This is a genomic window from Kitasatospora sp. NPDC048540, assembly GCF_040651175.1.
GTDB lineage: Bacteria > Actinomycetota > Actinomycetes > Streptomycetales > Streptomycetaceae > Kitasatospora.
The window spans coordinates 37,331-54,996 of record NZ_JBEZIR010000013.1; the positions used below are offsets into that span (position 1 = coordinate 37,331).

At 73.9% G+C, this 17,666-nt stretch carries 15 protein-coding genes; 10 read left to right on the plus strand and 5 right to left on the minus strand.

From position 1 onward, the window contains the following. Nucleotides 1-12 precede the first annotated feature (12 nt). The gene (locus tag AB0D08_RS08065) at nt 13-1,005 is read right to left on the minus strand and encodes a LuxR family transcriptional regulator (RefSeq protein ID WP_149037920.1); all 993 of its coding nucleotides are present in this window, start codon (nt 1,003-1,005) and stop codon (nt 13-15) included. A gap of 975 nt (nt 1,006-1,980) precedes the next feature. Further along, a complete protein-coding gene (locus tag AB0D08_RS08070; protein WP_359886971.1) occupies nt 1,981-3,123 on the minus strand; it encodes a C4-dicarboxylate ABC transporter in 1,143 nt (380 codons plus the stop codon). Between the two features lie 70 nt (nt 3,124-3,193). Between AB0D08_RS08070 and AB0D08_RS08075 the strand changes: the two genes are divergently transcribed. Beyond that, nucleotides 3,194-4,153: a LysR family transcriptional regulator gene (locus AB0D08_RS08075; RefSeq protein WP_359886974.1), complete on the plus strand. Its 960-nt coding sequence runs from the start codon at nt 3,194-3,196 to the stop codon at nt 4,151-4,153. A gap of 105 nt (nt 4,154-4,258) precedes the next feature. Continuing rightward, on the plus strand, nt 4,259-6,862 hold the full coding sequence (gene clpB, locus AB0D08_RS08080) for an ATP-dependent chaperone ClpB (protein WP_033818287.1): 2,604 nt from the start codon (nt 4,259-4,261) through the stop codon (nt 6,860-6,862). Nucleotides 6,863-6,905: 43 nt separating this feature from the next. Here clpB and AB0D08_RS08085 read toward each other — a convergent pair whose 3' ends face one another. After that, on the minus strand, nt 6,906-7,799 hold the full coding sequence (locus AB0D08_RS08085; RefSeq protein ID WP_033818286.1) for a hypothetical protein: 894 nt from the start codon (nt 7,797-7,799) through the stop codon (nt 6,906-6,908). After that, on the minus strand, nt 7,796-8,104 hold the full coding sequence (locus AB0D08_RS08090; RefSeq protein ID WP_033818285.1) for a helix-turn-helix transcriptional regulator: 309 nt from the start codon (nt 8,102-8,104) through the stop codon (nt 7,796-7,798). Before AB0D08_RS08090 ends, AB0D08_RS08085 begins: the two co-directional genes overlap by 4 nt. A gap of 314 nt (nt 8,105-8,418) precedes the next feature. Here AB0D08_RS08090 and AB0D08_RS08095 point away from each other — a divergent pair, with 314 nt between their 5' ends. The 7 genes from AB0D08_RS08095 to pyrE all read left to right on the plus strand — a co-directional run bounded on the left by AB0D08_RS08095 (nt 8,419) and on the right by pyrE (nt 15,477). Next, the gene (locus AB0D08_RS08095) at nt 8,419-8,769 is read left to right on the plus strand and encodes a beta/gamma crystallin domain-containing protein (RefSeq protein ID WP_033818284.1); all 351 of its coding nucleotides are present in this window, start codon (nt 8,419-8,421) and stop codon (nt 8,767-8,769) included. Between the two features lie 163 nt (nt 8,770-8,932). Then, nucleotides 8,933-9,484, plus strand: coding sequence for a YbjN domain-containing protein (locus AB0D08_RS08100; protein ID WP_359886977.1), 552 nt, complete (start codon nt 8,933-8,935; stop codon nt 9,482-9,484). A gap of 142 nt (nt 9,485-9,626) precedes the next feature. Then, entirely contained in the window at nt 9,627-10,787 is a 1,161-nt protein-coding gene (locus AB0D08_RS08105) for a pyridoxal phosphate-dependent aminotransferase (RefSeq protein ID WP_033818282.1), read from the plus strand. 657 nt (nt 10,788-11,444) lie between these two features. Next, entirely contained in the window at nt 11,445-11,978 is a 534-nt protein-coding gene (locus tag AB0D08_RS08110; RefSeq protein ID WP_033818281.1) for a DUF2617 family protein, read from the plus strand. Nucleotides 11,979-12,147: 169 nt separating this feature from the next. Then, nucleotides 12,148-13,824 (plus strand): spermidine synthase, encoded by a 1,677-nt coding sequence (locus AB0D08_RS08115; RefSeq protein WP_359886980.1) that lies wholly within the window; start codon nt 12,148-12,150, stop codon nt 13,822-13,824. A 141-nt stretch (nt 13,825-13,965) separates the two neighbouring features. Beyond that, nucleotides 13,966-14,892 (plus strand): hypothetical protein, encoded by a 927-nt coding sequence (locus AB0D08_RS08120; RefSeq protein ID WP_359886983.1) that lies wholly within the window; start codon nt 13,966-13,968, stop codon nt 14,890-14,892. A 33-nt stretch (nt 14,893-14,925) separates the two neighbouring features. Beyond that, nucleotides 14,926-15,477 carry an orotate phosphoribosyltransferase gene (pyrE, locus tag AB0D08_RS08125; RefSeq protein WP_359886986.1) on the plus strand — a complete coding sequence of 184 codons (552 nt, stop codon included), beginning with the start codon at nt 14,926-14,928 and terminating at the stop codon, nt 15,475-15,477. A gap of 107 nt (nt 15,478-15,584) precedes the next feature. Here pyrE and AB0D08_RS08130 read toward each other — a convergent pair whose 3' ends face one another. Then, entirely contained in the window at nt 15,585-16,301 is a 717-nt protein-coding gene (locus AB0D08_RS08130; RefSeq protein ID WP_033817880.1) for a VTT domain-containing protein, read from the minus strand. 317 nt (nt 16,302-16,618) lie between these two features. Here AB0D08_RS08130 and fbaA point away from each other — a divergent pair, with 317 nt between their 5' ends. After that, a complete protein-coding gene (fbaA, locus tag AB0D08_RS08135) occupies nt 16,619-17,641 on the plus strand; it encodes a class II fructose-bisphosphate aldolase (RefSeq protein WP_033817881.1) in 1,023 nt (340 codons plus the stop codon). The last annotated feature ends 25 nt before the right edge of the window (nt 17,642-17,666 follow it).

A 17,666-nucleotide genomic window follows, 5' to 3' on the forward strand; every position in this document is an offset into this window, starting at 1 on the left:
GCACGTCCCGGGTCACGGCCGGCCGCCCCCGCCCCGCATCAGCCAGCCGAGCTGGAACAGGGTCTGCGCGCCGTAGCGCTCGCGCAGCCGGGAGATGTGGCCCGCCACCGTGCGCTCGCTCAGCCCCAGCCGGGTGGCCACCGCGCGCTGGGTGAGGCCCTTGGTCAGCAGCCGGCCGACCCGGTCGGTCGCGGTCCGGGTGACCCGCTGGGCGTCGCTCTCCCGCCAGCGGACGATGTCGGCACGTTCCCAGTCCCGCTCGAAGACGGCGGCGAGGAAGCAGATCGACGCCGGGTCGGTGACGAACACGGCCCGGCTGTGGTCGTCGGACGCGGGCAGGACCGCCACCAGGCGGTCGACGATCAGCATCCGCCGGAACGGCTCGTCCAGGACGCGCACCCCGGCGCCGTGCTCGGTCACCCTGGCCGCGTAGTCGATCGCGTGGTGCGCGGCGAGGTTGACCGGCTGGTAGATCACCCGCAGCTCGCCGCCCCGGCCGAGCAGCAGCAGGTCCTGCGGCAGCGCGAGCGCCAGTGCGGACGCCGGGCGGAACCCGGGCTGGGCGCTGAGCAGTTCCTTGCGGCACTCCGAGACCAGCTGGGCGATCCGGTGCCGGATCGCGTCGTGGCCCTCCACGTAGGTGGCCCCGCCCGGCTCGGGCTGCTGGAGGGCGCCGTGGCCCGGTAACGCGTCGTAGGCCCGCGCCAGGCTGTCCAGGGCGCCGGGCAGCCGTTCGGCGCGCAGCAGCAGGCGGGTGGCCTCGCCGCGCATCTCGGTGCTGAGGCGCTCGGTGACCGTGCGCGGGCTGACGGCGGTGTAGAGGCAGTCGAGCGGGTTGGGCACCACCAGGCCGATCTGCACCAGCTGCTCGACGGCGGCCTGCCGGTCGGCGGTCACCCGGTGGAACGGGATCCGGCCGCCCTCGGCCAGGATGTCCAGGTAGCAGCGGCGGGCCGCCTCGTCGAACACGGCGTCGCCGGGGTCGGCGTTCGGATCGGCAACCATGTCGAGCACTCCCCGCCGGACATCCGGACCTGTTCGCGGTCTGCAAGGCCCGGTCCTGGGAATGCCTGGAGCCCTCGGTACCTGCGTGCCTCCCGGGGCCAGTGCGCAGTTGCGCTCTGAAGCCCCGGGAGACCCGCTGGTGTCACACCACGGCCACGGCAGACTTCCGGTGAGGCGGAGCAGCAACGCCTCGCCGACTCCGGGTCCGGGGGTCATCACCACACATGACGTCCCGGCCGGCGCTCCCGCTCCGGTACGCAGGTGCAGCAACACCTGTCCGTACCAGCGAGGAGCAAGTCACCTTCATCGGGCTGCGGCTGCCCGGCGACCTGGCGTGGCTCCACTTTCACAGTGTGACGCGCGGGGAACAAGTGCTCTCCTGTTGCAGGTTCCCGCAAGTGCAGAAACCTGCAGCCGCGGGCGGCATTGGCGGGTTTCTCAGGGGGGCGGTTTTCACGCCCTCCGCACATTTCCGGGGCGGCGCCCGCGAGTGCGGCGAAGTGGAACCGTACCCTCCCGGACTGCGCCCGCGGAGGCGTCCGACCGGAAATTCGGCGCCCGCGGGCCGGGTCTACGCGCGTATCTTCCGGATCGGCCCGGGGTGGCCGATTCCAACAGAACCACGCAGGGCGACCCGCACCGGCAGGGCGTCCGGCCAGCACGCGATGTTCGATCGTGGTCGGTTCTGATGGGTCGGCCGGGGTCCGCCCTTTCCAGCATGAGCATGACATGAGGTCGGGTGCCACCGGCGCCGGGATCCGGAATTGGGAGCACAAAACCACGGACAGCGGGGGGCCACGGCGCGTCCGGGCGGCGTCGCGCCCGGCGGCGGAAGGGGCGCGGAATTCGAATCCGGCCGTCCGCATCCGGACCATCCCGAAATAGGCGGCCGGCAGTTCCGGATTCCGCCGGGCGGAGCCGGGAATTCCGCCGTTCACAGCGCCCGCCCCGGCCCGGCGGTACGCGCCGGCCGGTTCAGCCGGCCAGCAGCCGCCCGCCCGCCAGGGCACCGACCGTGCGTACACCGGTGACCGCCCACGCGGCCACCAGCAGGGCGAACAGGCCCGCGGCGAGAGCCGTGAAGCCGGCGAATCCGGTGTGCCGGGCCAGGCCCGCCGCGCCGGTGACCATGGTGCCGACCGGGAAGGTGAAGGCCCACCAGGTCATCCCGAACGGCATGCCGGCCCGCCAGGCGCGCAGGTTCAGCCCGGCCGCGAGCAGCAGCCACAGCACCCCGAAGCCCAGCACCGGCGCGCCGAACAGCACCGCCAGGTGCAGCGCGGACGGCCCGAGGCCGGGCACGGCCGGCCGGGCCGCGTCGGCGAGCTGGTTGACCGCGGTGGCGGACTGGCCGAGCGGCCCCAGCACCAGGAACAGGGTCGGGGTCAGCACCAGGGCCGGCAGCTTGCTGTGCACCAGGCCGGCGAACACCACCGGCAGCACCGCGAGGACGCCGAGCAGCCCGGCACCGAACAGCGCGTAACAGCCGTAGAGCATCGCGGCCCGCGGGGTGCCGGCCGGCAGGTGCGGGACCAGGGCCGGACCGAGCGCCCCGGCCACCAGCGGGGCGACCACCGGGAGCAGCCAGGTCGGGTCGGCGCGCAGCACGGAGACCCGGTGCCGGGTGATCATCAGCGCCGGGATGCCGGCCGCCACCGCGAGGGCGTACAGGGTGCCGGCGCTCCACAGCACCAGGTCGGCGGCGACCGCCGGGCCGGTGCCGATCAGCGGCGCGCCGACCGTGAGGGTGCCGAAGCCGACGGCCAGCAGGGCCATCGGCGGGCAGCCGTAGAAGACCGCGGTGGCGGGCTGTTCGAGCAGCTGCGCCCGGGCGGCGGCGCGGTGGCGGGTGAGGTGCACGGCGCGGGCCGCCATCAGGACCACCAGCAGGACGCAGGACAGCACCCAGACCGCCCGGGCGAAGACGGTCAGACCCGGGAGGGCCACCGGCAGTGCGGCGGCGCCGTTGGCGACGATCCCGGTGCCCATCACCGCGGCGTAGAAGTTGGGGCCGAGGCCGCCGAGGTGGATCCGGCGGGGCCGGGCGGCGGCGGGTACCGGGTGGGATGCGGGTGCGAGGGGTGCGGGGCTGGGCTGGGTGAGGACGGGACTGGCCATGGGACCACCGTGCCGGGCGGGCCCGGCCGCCGGTAGCCGTCCGCGGGCTATGAGGACATAACCTGGCTCTATGGCTCTCTCCTCGCACGTTCCCGAGATCGGCGCCCTGGAACTGCTGCTCACCGTGGTGCGACTGGGCAGTGTCGGACGGGCGGCGGCCGAGCTGGGGATCAGCCAGCCCGCCGCCAGCGCCAGGATCAAGGGCATGGAGCGGCAGATCGGGGTGGCCCTGCTGGAGCGTTCGCCGCGCGGCTCCCGGCCGACCGAGGCCGGCCGGCTGGTGGTCGAGTGGGCCCGCGGGGTGGTCGAGGCGGCGCAGGCGCTGGACGCGGGGATCGACGCGCTGCGCGGGCGCCGGGACGCCCGGCTGCGGGTGGTGGCCAGCCTCACGGTGGCCGAGTACCTGATGCCGGGCTGGCTGCTGGCGCTGCACGAGAGCAGCCCGGGGACCGCGGTGACGCTGCGGACCGCCAACTCCGCCGACGTCGCGGCGCACGTGCTGGCGGGCGAGGCGGACCTGGGCTTCGTGGAGGGCCCGCACACCCCGCCGGGGCTGGCGGGCGCGGTGGTGGCGGCCGACCGGCTGGTGGTGGTGGTCTCGCCCGGGCACCCGTGGGCGCGGCGGCGCGCGCCGCTCACCGGGGCGGAGCTGGCGGCGACCGCGCTGGTGCTGCGCGAGCCCGGCTCGGGCACCCGGGAGGTGCTGGACCAGGCCCTCGCCCCGTTCGGCGGCGGCTCGGCGCCGCGGCTGGAGCTGGCCTCCTCGACCGCGCTCAAGGCGGCGGCGATGACCGGGGCCGGCCCGGTGTGCCTGAGCGAGCTGGCGGTGATGGAGGAGCTGGCCACCCGGCGGCTGGTCGAGGTGCCGCTGTCCGGGATCGACCTGCACCGGCCGCTGCGGGCGGTCTGGCCCGCGGGCCAGCGCCCGGCCGGCCCGGCCAGGGAGCTGCTCGGGCTGACCAGGAAGCTGCCCCGCGACCGTTCCGTCCCGTCCGGTCCGGTCCGGCGAAAGAGTTCATCCGAAAGTTGAGCGGAATAGACTCAACTTAGTGCATGCTGTATGTAGCAGATGACAAGGGCCTCGGGTGCGGCTGCGCCGGCGGGCCCGTACGCCACAGAGAGGGGCACGACAGCAGTGGATGCCAGCAAGTTCACCAGCAGGACGCAGGACGCCCTGTCCGCCGCGATCCGGCAGGCCGGCGCCGCAGGTAACCCGGACGTCAGGCCGGTGCACATCCTGCTGGCGCTGCTGGAGCAGCCCGAGGGCCTCGCCCGGCCGCTGCTGGAGGCGGTCGGGGCCGACGTCCCCGCGGTGCTGGCCGGCGCCCGGCGCAGGCTCGCCGAGCTGCCCAGCGCGCAGGGTTCGACCGTGGCCGCGCCGCAGCTGGCCCGCGACACCATGGCCGTGCTGGAGGAGGCCGGCCGGCGCGCCGCCGACCTGGACGACCAGTACCTGTCCACCGAGCACCTGCTGGTGGGCCTCGCCGCCGAGGGCGGCACGGTGGCGGACCTGCTGAAGCAGCACGGCGCCACCGCCAAGGCGCTGCTGGCCGCGTTCAAGGAGGTCCGGGGCAGCGCCCGGGTGACCTCCGCCGACCCGGAGGGCACCTACAAGGCGCTGGAGAAGTACGGCACCGACCTGACCCAGGCGGCCCGGGACGGCAAGCTCGACCCGGTGATCGGCCGGGACCAGGAGATCCGCCGGGTGGTCCAGGTGCTCTCCCGCCGGACCAAGAACAACCCGGTGCTGATCGGTGACCCGGGCGTCGGCAAGACCGCCGTCGTCGAGGGCCTGGCGCAGCGGATCGTGGCCGGTGACGTGCCGGAGTCGCTGCGCGGCAAGCGGCTGGTCGCGCTGGACCTGAGCGCCATGGTGGCCGGCGCCAAGTACCGGGGTGAGTTCGAGGAGCGGCTGAAGGCGGTCCTGAACGACATCAAGGCCAGCGACGGCCAGGTGGTGACGTTCATCGACGAGCTGCACACCATGGTCGGCGCGGGCGCCGGCGGTGACTCGGCGATGGACGCGGGCAACATGCTCAAGCCGATGCTGGCCCGCGGCGAGCTGCGGATGGTCGGCGCCACCACGCTGGACGAGTACCGCGAGCGGATCGAGAAGGACCCGGCGCTGGAGCGCCGCTTCCAGCAGGTGCTGGTGGGCGAGCCGAGCGTCGAGGACACCATCGCGATCCTGCGCGGTCTCAAAAGCCGTTACGAGGCGCACCACAAGGTGGAGATCTCGGACGCGGCGCTGGTCGCCGCGGCCACCCTGTCCAACCGGTACATCACCTCGCGCTTCCTGCCCGACAAGGCGATCGACCTGGTCGACGAGTCGGCCTCGCGGCTGCGGATGGAGATCGACTCCTCGCCGGTCGAGATCGACGAGCTGCAGCGCTCGGTCGACCGGCTGCGGATGGAGGAGCTGGCCCTGGAGAAGGAGTCGGACCCGGCCTCGGTCGACCGGCTGGCGCGGCTGCGGCGCGATCTCGCGGACAAGCAGGAGCACCTGAGCACCCTGGGTGCCCGCTGGGAGCAGGAGAAGAAGTCGCTCAACCGGGTCGGTGCGCTCAAGGAGCGCCTCGACGACCTGCACGGTGCCCTGGAGCGGGCCCAGCGGGACGGTGACTTCGAGCGGGCGTCCAAGCTGATGTACGCCGAGATCCCCTCCGCCGAGCAGGAGCTGACCGAGGCGCAGGACCGGGCGGCGGACGGCGCGAGCGCCACCATGGTCAAGGAGCAGGTCGGCCCGGACGACGTCGCGGACGTGGTCGCGTCCTGGACCGGCATCCCGGCCGGGCGGCTGCTGGAGGGCGAGAGCGCCAAGCTGCTGCGGATGGAGGAGGAGCTGGGACGGCGGCTGATCGGCCAGCGCGAGGCGGTGCAGGCGGTCTCGGACGCGGTGCGGCGCACCCGTTCGGGCATCGCCGACCCGGACCGGCCGACCGGTTCCTTCCTGTTCCTCGGCCCGACCGGGGTCGGCAAGACCGAGCTCGCGAAGGCGCTGGCGGACTTCCTGTTCGACGACGAGCGGGCGATGGTCCGGATCGACATGAGCGAGTACGGCGAGAAGCACTCGGTCTCCCGGCTGGTCGGCGCCCCGCCCGGCTACGTCGGGTACGAGGAGGGCGGCCAGCTCACCGAGGCCGTGCGGCGGCGCCCGTACAGCGTGGTGCTGCTGGACGAGGTGGAGAAGGCCCACCCGGAGGTCTTCGACGTGCTGCTCCAGGTGCTGGACGACGGCCGGCTCACCGACGGCCAGGGCCGGACGGTGGACTTCCGCAACGCCATCCTGATCCTCACCTCCAACCTGGGCAGCCAGTACCTGGTGGATGCCGGGACGCCGCAGGAGCGGAAGAAGGAGCTGGTGCTGGAGACCGTCCGGGCGGCGTTCAAGCCGGAGTTCCTGAACCGGCTGGACGACATCGTGGTCTTCGAGCCGCTGGGCACCGCCGAGCTGAGCCGGATCGTCGATCTGCAGGTGGCCCGGCTGTCCCAGCGGCTGCGGGACCGCCGGCTCACCCTGGAGGTCACCGGGGCGGCCCGCGAGTGGCTGGCGCTCACCGGGTACGACCCGGCGTACGGCGCCCGCCCGCTGCGGCGGCTGGTGCAGTCCGCGATCGGCGACCGGCTGGCGAAGGCGATCCTGTCCGGGCAGGTGCACGACGGTGACACCGTGGTGGTCGACCTGGACCAGGAGGGCGACCGGCTGACGGTCGAGCCCGGCCCTTCGCCGGTGAAGTGACGTCCGGCAGCGGCGGCGGGCGGCCGGCGGCCGGTGGGGCGACCTACCGGCCGTCGGCCGCGATCACGTCGGCGACCTTCCGGGCCTCGGCGCGGACCGACTGCTTCACGCTCTCCAGCTCGGCGCCGTGCTGCTCGACCTGCTGCCGCTGGTAGCCGGTGAGGACGGCGAAGTAGATCCCTGCGAGGTTGCTGCCCGCGGTGCACTCCGCGTCGGCGCGAGCGGTGGGGAGCTCGTCCGGGCCGCCGGGCGGGACGGCCTGGTAGCGGGTGACCAGCGCCTGCGGATCGGTGACCGGGAAGCCCGCCCGGCCCATGCACGCGCGCCAGGCGGCGGTGGCGGCGGCCACCCTGGCGTCGGCGGCGGCGGCCCGCATCGAGGCGTCGTAGAGCTCGCCGAGCAGCCGGGTGCCGGCGGTGGCGGGCACGCCGAGCTGCTGGACGCTCTTCTTGGAGCACTCCTCGGCGGCCGCCCGTTCGGCCTCGGTGCCGTGCTGCTCCGGGCCGCCGGCGGCCGGGGCCGGCCGCGGCCTGCTGTGGAAGCCCTGCGCGGCGGCCACCTCGGCGCCGAGGTAGCCGAAGGGGCCGGCGGGGTAGGCGCCCGCGTCGTCGTCCGGCGGTTCCGCGGCGGGGTCGCCGAAAACGGTCTGCCGGGCGACAGAGGTGAAGCCGCCCTCGCGCAGGCAGCGCATGGTGAGGATCTGGACGGCCTGGAAGTGCCGGGCCCCCTGCCGGTCGTCGGCGCTGTAGGCGGCCAGCGGCAGACCGGTCATCCCGGCCCGGCCGCTGGCGGGCGGAGCCGGGGAGGCGCCGATCGGCGGCGGGGTCAGGGCGGGTCGCGCGGCGTCGTGGCCGCCCGGTCCGCCCGCGCAGGCCGCGAGCAGCAGGGCGGCCGGGACAGCCAGGGCGGCGCGGGCGGGGCGGACGGCGGGCCTCACGCGTACGCCTCCGTCCGGGGGCCGGGTACGGGGTAGGGGTAGGGGCGGCGGGCGGTCCGGTCGCGCTGGATCCGGGCCAGCCGGTTGAACTCCTGGCGCTGGTCCTCGGTGAGCCGCAGCGCCTGGGCGAGCAGCCGGATGGTGGAGATCCTCGGGCAGCTCACCCCGCGTTCGAGGTCGCTGATGGTGCGCACGCTGATGCTGGTGGCGGCGCCGAGGTCCTCCTGGGTCATCCCGCGGTCGAGCCTGAGGCGCCGAAGCCGCTCGCCCAGCCGCGGGCCGTCCGGTATGCGGTCCTGTGACACGTCTCCCCCCAAGGTGGCGTGCTACCGATGCTCCGTCCCGCGCCGGCGGCGCCCGGGTACCGCCTTCGGCGCTTCGGGTCGGACGCTAACTGTCATGCTCCCCACACGCAACACCCGTACCGGCAAAGCCCGGTGACGAGAGTCACCGGGCTTTCGGGTTTCCCCGCGCGCACCGGCAGTTCCGCCGGACAGGCGCCGGTGAACTTCCTGGTTGCGACTTCGCCGGGCCGCTCAGCATGAGACCTCCCGGCCGGCACGTCCCGGCCACCGATCTCCGGTCCCCGCCCTCGGGGAACCAAGAAGGGGAAGCCCTGATGGGACGCACCCACCGGCGCGCCGCGCTCGCCCTCGCCGGCGCCGCCGCCCTCACCCTGGCCCTGCCGGCCGCCGACGCCGCCGCGATCAACCGGGTGAACTGCGCGGGCCGCACCGACTTCGTCACCGTCTGGAACGAGGGCGAGGTGTGCTTCGCCAACCTGGGCTACACCGACACCGCGATCTACAACGTGCGCGACGTGGGCGCGGGCAACAACGACCTCACCTACGGCTACTCCGTCGAGCCGTGGACCCGCCACCTGTACGCCTGGCACTGGCAGACCGGCGAGTACTTCGACCACGGCGCCCGGGGCACCGTGCAGTGGCTGGAGACGCACCAGGCGACCTGACCCCCTCCGGCCCCGGCGCACCGGCCCGCGGTACGGGCGTCCGACGTGATCACGATGCCCGGCGTTCCCTGTGCCGCAGGCCACCGATGAGGCAGGATGGAGAGGTAAGCAGGGCGGCCCCACGTCGACAGCCACCCTCGTGCACCCCCTGAAGGGACCCCCCGTGAGCATTGACCCGTCCTCGATCCCGTCGTTCGGCGCGCCCCAGCCCCCGCAGGGTGGCGGCCAGGGGGGTCCGGCCGGTCCGCCGCCGGTGGTCGTCCCGGACCAGGCGCTGGTGACCCAGCTCCTCGACCAGATGCAGCTCAAGCACGTGGTGGACGAGGAGGGTGACCTCACCGCGCCGTGGGAGGGCTTCCGCGTCTACTACATGTTCCGCGGTGAGCAGAAGGAGCTGTTCGCGGTCCGCGCGTTCTACGACCGCTCGTACCCGCTGGAGCAGAAGGCCGAGATCCTCGACCTGATCGACGAGTGGAACCGCGAGACCCTCTGGCCCAAGGTGTACACCCACACCCACGAGGACGGCGTGGTCCGCCTGATCGGCGAGTCCCAGATGATCGTCGGCACCGGCGTCAACCTGGACTACTTCGTCACCACCACCGCCAACTGGACCCAGGCCTCGGTCGGGTTCGAGCAGTGGATCGTCGAGCGCCTCGGCCTCCAGAAGGAGATCGAGGAGGGCGGCGAGGACGACGCCTCCTCCGACGAGGACTGAGTCCACCGCGACGACGGGCCCTCCCCGGCAGGGGACGGGCCCGTCGTCGCGTCCGGGCCCGGCCGCGGGGCAGGGGGTGCTTGCCCCCGGCCGGGCGGGGCGCCCAGGATGGGCGACAACGACGAGGCGTGAGGAGCCCGGTATGAGCGAGCGGCCGCTGCTGAACCGACGGTTGGCAGGACTCGGCACGACGATCTTCGCGGAGATGTCGGCGCTGGCCACCGCGACCGGTTCGATCAACCTCGGCCAGGGCTTCCCCGACACCGACGGCCCGCGCGAGATCGCCGAGGCCGCCGCCCGCGCCGTGCTCACCGGCCACGGCAACCAGTACCCGCCCGGCCCCGGCATCCCGGAGCTGCGGCAGGCCGTCGCCGAGCACCAGCAGCGCTTCCACGGCCTCACGTACGACCCCGACACCGAGGTGCTGGTCACCGCCGGCGCCACCGAGGCGATCGCCGCCACCCTGCTCGCCCTGCTGGAGCCCGGCGACGAGGTGATCGCCCTCGAGCCGTTCTACGACTCCTACGCCGCCTGCATCGCGATGGCCGGCGCGGTGCGCGTGCCGCTCACCCTGCGGGCCCCGTCCTTCCGGCCCGACCTGGACGAGCTGCGCGCGCTCGTCACCCCGCGCACCCGGCTGCTGCTGCTCAACACCCCGCACAATCCGACCGGCACCGTCCTGCACCCCGACGAGCTGCGCGCCATCGCCGAACTCGCCGTCGAGCGGGACCTGCTGGTGGTCACCGACGAGGTCTACGAGCACCTGGTGTTCAGCGGCGCCCACCACCCGATCGCCGCCCTGCCCGGGATGCGCGAGCGCACCGTCACCATCTCCTCGGCCGGCAAGACCTTCTCCTTCACCGGCTGGAAGGTCGGCTGGGTGACCGCCGTCCCGGCGCTGGTCTCCGCCGTCCGGACGGCCAAGCAGTACCTGACGTACGTCAGCGCCGGCCCCTTCCAGTACGCCGTCGCCGAGGCGCTGCGCCTGCCCGACGCGTACTTCGACTCCTTCCGCGCCGACCTGCGGCGCAAGCGCGACCTGCTCTGCGACGGCCTGTCGGCCGCGGGCTTCACCGTCTTCCGCCCCGAGGGCACGTACTTCATCACCACCGACATCACCCCGCTCGGTGAGAAGGACGGCCTGGAGTTCTGCCGCGCCCTGCCCGGACGCTGCGGCGTGGTCGCCATCCCCAACGTGGTCTTCTACGACGACACCGAGGCCGGCCGGAGCCTGGTGCGGTTCACCTTCTGCAAGCGGGACGACGTCCTCGAGGAGGCGGTCGCCCGGCTCAGCCGGCTCTGACCCGCGCGGGCGCTCCCGGACGGGCACGGGCGCTCCCGCACGGGCGCGGGGGATCGGGCAAGTGCCCGCGGTCCGGGTGCAGTTGGACCGGGCCGGGCGGCCCGGTCGGCCGTCCGCCCGGTCGGCCGTCCGCCACCCGGTTGGCGGAGCGCACCCGTCGCCGGACGGACCCGCCGTTCGGGGCCGTCCCGCCGAACCGGACCTCCGGCTTCTTCGTAGGAAGACCTGACCGTCGTTTATTTCCAGGTGGCCGGGTACAAGACTCGTCATCCCCTCCATCCGCCCTGGTCGGCGCGGGGGCCCCGGAGAAACGCGCGCCACCCTTTCGCCCACCTCCACGCCACGGCGCGCGGGGCGCACGACCGGCGCACGCGGCGCACGCGCGTAGGTATGGGGCGCACGGAGAACAGAGTCAGCCCTAGGAGTGATCAGGGCCCGGCCGAGGCTGCGCCCAGAACGGTGAATGCTTGGCAAAGATGGGTAAATCCCTGACGGACCCGGAGAATTCGTGCTTCTCTGCTGCTGAATCTCCAGCCGGAATCCTTCCTTCCACGGTCGGCCGCGTCCTGGACCGCACAGCACCGAACCGCCCCCGCCACCGCCCGGGCCCGGTGCCGCTCGGCCGGCGCGCACGGAGCTGAAACGCGGAGCCCCAGCATGCTCACCACACTGCAGACCTCCTACACGGACACCCGCGCCGGCGACCTCGCCTGGTGCCTGGGCGGCGAACCGCTGCCAGCCCTGGCCGTCCGGGATCTGACCCTCGATCACCTGGAGGGCCCCGCCGAGGGCCGCGCCTGCGGCACCCTGCAGCTGCGCCTGCTCGGCGCCTCGCACCAGGTGATCCTGGCCGCGGGCCCCGGCGAGTGCCTGGAGACGGTCGCCTGCCTGCCCGGCCGGCGCACCCCGCTGCCGGCCCGGGTGGCCGAGCGGGTCGCCGGCTGGGAGTACGAGTTCGCGGCGCGGATCGAGGAGCTGCCGCCGCACGTGTTCGCCGCCCGCGCGCAGGAGCTGCTGGCCCTGGTCGAGGGCCATCCGCACGCGCTGGCCGGGGTGTTCCCCGGCGACCCGAGCGCGTTCACCGCCCTGGTCGCGCACAGCGAGGAGCGCCGGGTGCTCTGGCGCACCTGGCACGCCTACCCGCAGGAGGGGCGGCTGGTGTGCACCCGGTCCTCCCTGGTGGTGCGCTGACGGCGGCCCGGCCGGCGGGGCACCGCAGCGGCCTCCGGGACTCCCGCCGGCCCGAACACCGCCCAACGAGCCAGTGATTGGCACAGCCGACCGATTCGTCAACCAAGTGTCCGAACCATCCCCCGAATGGGTGCAGCTAACGGTGTCGGTTCTCGCCTAGCGTTTGTTCATGATCAGCCATTCGACCGGGAAACCCGCCGAGCCGGACCTCGACGCCCCGCAGGACACCGCCCCGGCCGGGGGGCCGGGTGCCCGGGCGATCCGCGCACGGACCGGCCCGCGACCGCGCCCGCGGTCGGCCCGGCCGATAGTCCTGCTGGCCGCCTTCGTCTGCGCGGCCTGCGGGCTGGTCTACGAACTCGAACTGGTCGCGCTGGGCGGCTACCTGCTGGGCGACTCGGTGGCCCAGACGTCGGTGGTGCTCTCGGTGATGGTGTTCGCGATGGGCATCGGCTCGATCCTCGCCAAGCGGCTCACCTACCGCCCGGCGACCTCCTTCGCCCTGGTCGAGTGCGCGCTGGCGCTGGTCGGCGGGCTCTCGGTGCTGGCGCTCTACTCCTGCTGGGCCTGGCTGGACCGCTACCGGGCCACCACCGCCGGCCTGGTCGGCACCACCCTGGCGATCGGTGTGCTGATCGGCGCCGAGATCCCGCTGCTGATGACGCTGATCCAGCGGATCCGCCGGGAGGAGGCCGGCCGGGCCGCCGCCGACCTGTTCGCCGCCGACTACGTCGGCGCCCTGGTCGGCGGGCTGACCTTCCCGTTCCTGCTGCTGCCCGCGTTCGGCCAGGCCACCGGCGCCCTGGTGACCGGCGCGGTCAACGCGGTGGCGGGCGCCGCCGTGGTGCTCTGGCTGTTCCGGGACGAGCCCTCGCGCCGTACCCGGGTCCTGCTGTGGACCGGCTGCGGCCTGGTCCTGGCGGTCCTCGCGGCGGCCGCCGCCTGCACCGGCGCGATCGAACGGGCCGCCCGGCAGGCCCTGTACGGCGCCCAGGTGCGCCTGGCCACCCAGAGCCGCTACCAGGAGATCGTGCTGACCGGCCAGCTCCGGCCTTCCGGCGAACGGGTGCCGGAGCAGCGCCCGGCCCCGGCCGGCTCCACCCCGCTGGAGCTGTTTCTGGACGGCCGGCCGGTGGTCTGCGGACCGGAGGAGTACCGGGACCACGAGGCGCTGGTGCACCCCGCGCTCGGGGCCGGGCCGAACGCCCGGGTCCTGCTGCTCGGCGGCGACGGGCTGGCGCTGCGCGAGGTGCTGCGGCACCCGTCGGTGCGCTCGGTGCTGGTGGTCGAGCGCGACCCGGTGCTGACCGAGCTGGCCCGGCACGATCCGGCGCTCTCCGCGCTGAACGAACACGCGCTGGACGACCCGCGGGTGCGGCTGGTCAACGCCGAGCCGCTGAACTGGCTGCGCGGCGGGCCGGAGCCGTTCGACGTGATCGTCTCCGACCTGGCCGAGCAGGGGCCGGACGGCCGGTACAGCTCGCTGGAGTTCTTCGGCCTGGCGCTGCGACGGCTGGCCCCCGGGGGCCGGATCGCGGTCCGCACCGGCGGGCGGGAGGCCGATCTGTGGTCCGCGGAGGCCGCGCTCCGGGCGGCCGGCCTGGCGACCGTGCCGTACCGGGGCGGCGGAGCACCGGGCGGCGGGTCCGACGGCGGCTGCCGCGGCGGGCGCCGGCCGCCGCCGGCCGCCTTCGTGCTGGCCGGGCGGACCGAGCCGGTGCTGACCCTGGCGGCGGACGGCCCGGCGCCGCGGTCGCTGACCACGGCGGGCCTGCGGGCCGCCGCGGACGCCCTGGCGGCCCGCCGCCCGGCGCGCGGGCCGGGCCCGCACCACCTGCTGGGCTGACCGGCCGGCCACCCGGCACGGCGGGGACCGGCACAGGGACCGGCACGGGGACGGGTCCGTACGTGTACTGCGGGATCGCCCGGCCGGTCCAACCTCGACGCAACTCTCCGCAGCGGCCGGTGAGGTCGGTAGGCTCGCAGCATGGAGCATGAGTTCGTCGTCCCACAGCCCGTCGAGGCCGTCCGGCGGGCGCTGGCCGACCAGGCGTCCGTGGCCGGGTGCGTCCCCGGCCTGACGATCGTGCCGGAGGAGTCCTCGGAGTACGAGCTGTCGGCCCGGCTGAGGCTGCGGATCGGCGGCTCCACGATCACCTACGGCGGGTACTGCGGGACCAGCGAGCGGCCCGAGGGTTACCACCCCGACGAGGAGCCGCCCGGGGCCGAGGAGGACACCGGGCCGGTCTTCCGGGCGCTGCTGTCGGCCGAGGAGGTACGCGGCGAGGGCCTGCTGACGGCGAGGGTCCGGATCTCGGTGCACGAGGCACCCGGCGGGACGCTGGTGCGGCTGTCCGGCTCGGTGGAGATCCAGGGCGGCCGGCTGGCCGACATCCACCCGGGGGTCCGCGACGCCACCGGCCGCCGGCTGCTGCAGCGGAGCGCGGCGGCGTTCGCCGCTCTGCTGGCCGAGCCGCCGGCGCCGGCCGGTGACGGGGACGAGGAGCTGCAGGAGCCCACGGCCACCGTGGTCTACCTGGAGGACCACGCCGCCGAGCGCGACCTGGACGACGACCTCTCCGACCTGATCTCGTTCTCCGACGCCGAGCCGCCGACGGGCCCCGGCCCCGGGCAGCCGTACGAGCCGGAGCCGGTGCTGGCGGGTCCGGTGCGGCGCAGCATCGTCGGGCGGTCGGCGGAGGAGGTCGACCACGCGCCGCCGCGCGGCCGGTACGCCCCGGCGGCGCCGGCCCACAGTGCGCGGGCCCGGGCGGCGTCGCGCTGGGGCGGGGTGGAACCGACCCTGCTGTCCGGTTCGGCCGGCGAGCGCAGTGCGATCCCGTGGGTGATCGGCGGCGGGGTGGCGCTGCTCGGCGGCGCGGTGGTGCTGGTCCGGGCGCTGCGTCGGCGTTAGCCCGCGGCGGGGCACGGCCTAGACTGGCTGCTCATGAGCATCGACCGCAGCAACGACCGCGACGCCCTGCTGGCGCAGATCAAGGACAAGGCCGTCGTGCACGGCAAGGTCACCCTCTCCTCCGGGCTGGAGGCCGACTACTACGTCGACCTGCGCCGCATCACGCTGGACGCCGAGGCGGCGCCGCTGGTCGGCAAGGTCATGCTGGACGCGACCGCGGAGCTGGAGTACGACGCGGTGGGCGGTCTGACGCTGGGTGCCGACCCGGTGGCGGCCGCGATGCTGCACGCCGCCGCCGCGCGCGGCCGCAAGCTGGACGCGTTCGTGGTCCGCAAGGCGGGCAAGGCGCACGGTCTGCAGCGGCGGATCGAGGGTCCGGACGTGAAGGGCCGCCGGGTGCTGGCGGTCGAGGACACCTCCACCACCGGTGGTTCGGTGCTGACGGCGGTCGAGGCGCTGCGCGAGGCGGGCGCCGAGGTGGTGGGTGTCGCGGTGATCGTGGAGCGCGGTGCGGCGCCGGCGATCGAGAAGGCCAGTCTGCCGTACGTCACGGCGTACACCCTGGACGACCTCGACCTGGGCTGATCCGGGTCGGCGGCCGCGCGAGCGGGCCGCGGACGAACGGCCGGTTCCCGCACTGTTTCACGTGAAACAGTGCGGGCACCGGCCGTTCCGGGTGTCCATGGGGGTGGTCAGCCCCGGCGGTGGCGGCCGCCCGCCACCGGGTGCTGCTCCTCGGCCTCGACCCCGGCGGCCTTCTTCTTCCTGCGCTCGCGGAGCACCTCGACGATGACCGGCGAGACCGAGATCAGGATGATCAGCGCCATCGCGGGGATCAGGTACTTGTCGATCACGGGGGCGAGCGAGTCGCCGGTGAAGTATCCGATCAGCAGCATCGACTCGGTCCACAGCACGCCGCCGACCACGTTCCAGACGAAGAACGTCCGGGCGGGCATCTCCAGGGTGCCGGCGACCGGGTTGAGGAAGGTGCGGACGACCGGGATGAAGCGGGCCAGGACGACGGCCTTGGCGGGGCCGAACTTGTCGAAGTACTCCTCGGCCTTCACCACGAACTCGCGTCGGAAGATCTTCGAATCGGGCTTGTCGAACAGGCGTGGGCCGACCTTGGCGCCGAACAGGTGCCCGAGCTGCGCGCCGGCCACGGCGCAGATCGGCGCGCCGATCAGGAGCAGCGCGATCGGCAGCCGGGCGCCCTCGCCGAGGACCGAGGAGGCCGCGCTCGAGGCGGCCACGCCGGCCAGGATCAGCAGCGAGTCACCGGGCAGGAAGAACCCGATCAGCAGGCCGGTCTCGGCGAAGATGATCGCGAGCAGGCCGATCGCGCCCAGGGAGGAGATCAGCGACTTCGCGTCGAGCACGTTGACGGCGAGCTGGTTGTAGGTGTCCACGCGCGCAGGATAGCGCCCCCGGATTACCGGGGCCCTTACGGCGGCCTCCGGGGCCCCTTCGGTCCCCCGTACACCGTCCGTCCCAAGTGGCGGGCCGCCGGGTGTCCCGGGGGCGGAGTCTGGGAAGATGACAGCGGTGTCCGCCCCGCGGTCGTGGACCACCCTCTCCCCGTGCCGCGTCGGACCCGTCGATCCTGGTACCACCAAGCCGCACCGCCTTGAGTCGCGTCGGCCCGGTGCCACAACGTCGTACCACTGGCGTACTGAGCATCGGACAGCGTCGTCCGATCGCCCCACACCGACAGGAGCGGATTCGCATGCCCATCGCAACTCCCGAGGTCTACAACGAGATGCTCGACCGGGCCAAGGCGGGCAAGTTCGCCTACCCGGCCATCAACGTCACCTCCTCGCAGACGCTGCACGCCGCGCTGCGCGGCTTCGCCGAGGCCGAGAGCGACGGCATCATCCAGATCTCCACGGGTGGCGCGGAGTTCCTGGGCGGCCAGCACAACAAGGACATGGTGACCGGCGCCGTCGCGCTCGCCGAGTTCGCGCACATCGTGGCCGCCAAGTACGACGTCACCGTCGCGCTGCACACCGACCACTGCCCGAAGGACAAGCTGGACGGCTACGTCCGCCCGCTGCTGGCGATCTCCGCCGAGCGCGTGGCCAAGGGCCTGAACCCGCTGTTCCAGTCGCACATGTGGGACGGCTCCGCCGAGACGCTGGCCGACAACCTGGCCATCGGCGAGGAGCTGCTGGCCCAGGCCGTCGCCGCCAAGATCATCCTCGAGGTCGAGATCACCCCGACCGGCGGCGAGGAGGACGGTGTCTCGCACGAGATCAACGACGAGCTGTACACCACCGTCAACGACGCCGTCCGCACCGCCGAGGCGCTCGGCCTGGGCGAGCGGGGCCGCTACCTGCTGGCCGCCTCGTTCGGCAACGTGCACGGCGTCTACAAGCCGGGCAACGTCGTGCTGAAGCCGGAGCTGCTGCGCGAGCTGCAGGACGCGATCGGCAAGCAGTACGGCAAGACCGACCCGTTCGACTTCGTCTTCCACGGCGGCTCGGGCTCGACCGCCCAGGAGATCGCCACCGCGCTGGAGAACGGCGTCGTGAAGATGAACCTCGACACCGACACCCAGTACGCCTTCACCCGCCCGGTCGTGGACCACATGTTCCGCAACTACGACGGCGTGCTGAAGGTCGACGGCGAGGTCGGCAAGAAGAACACCTACGACCCCCGCACCTGGGGCAAGCTGGCCGAGGCCGGCATGGCCGCGCGCGTGCTGGAGGCGGCCCAGCAGCTGCGCTCGGCGGGCAACCGCATCAAGTAGCACCTGCCGCCGGTGCCCCCGTACG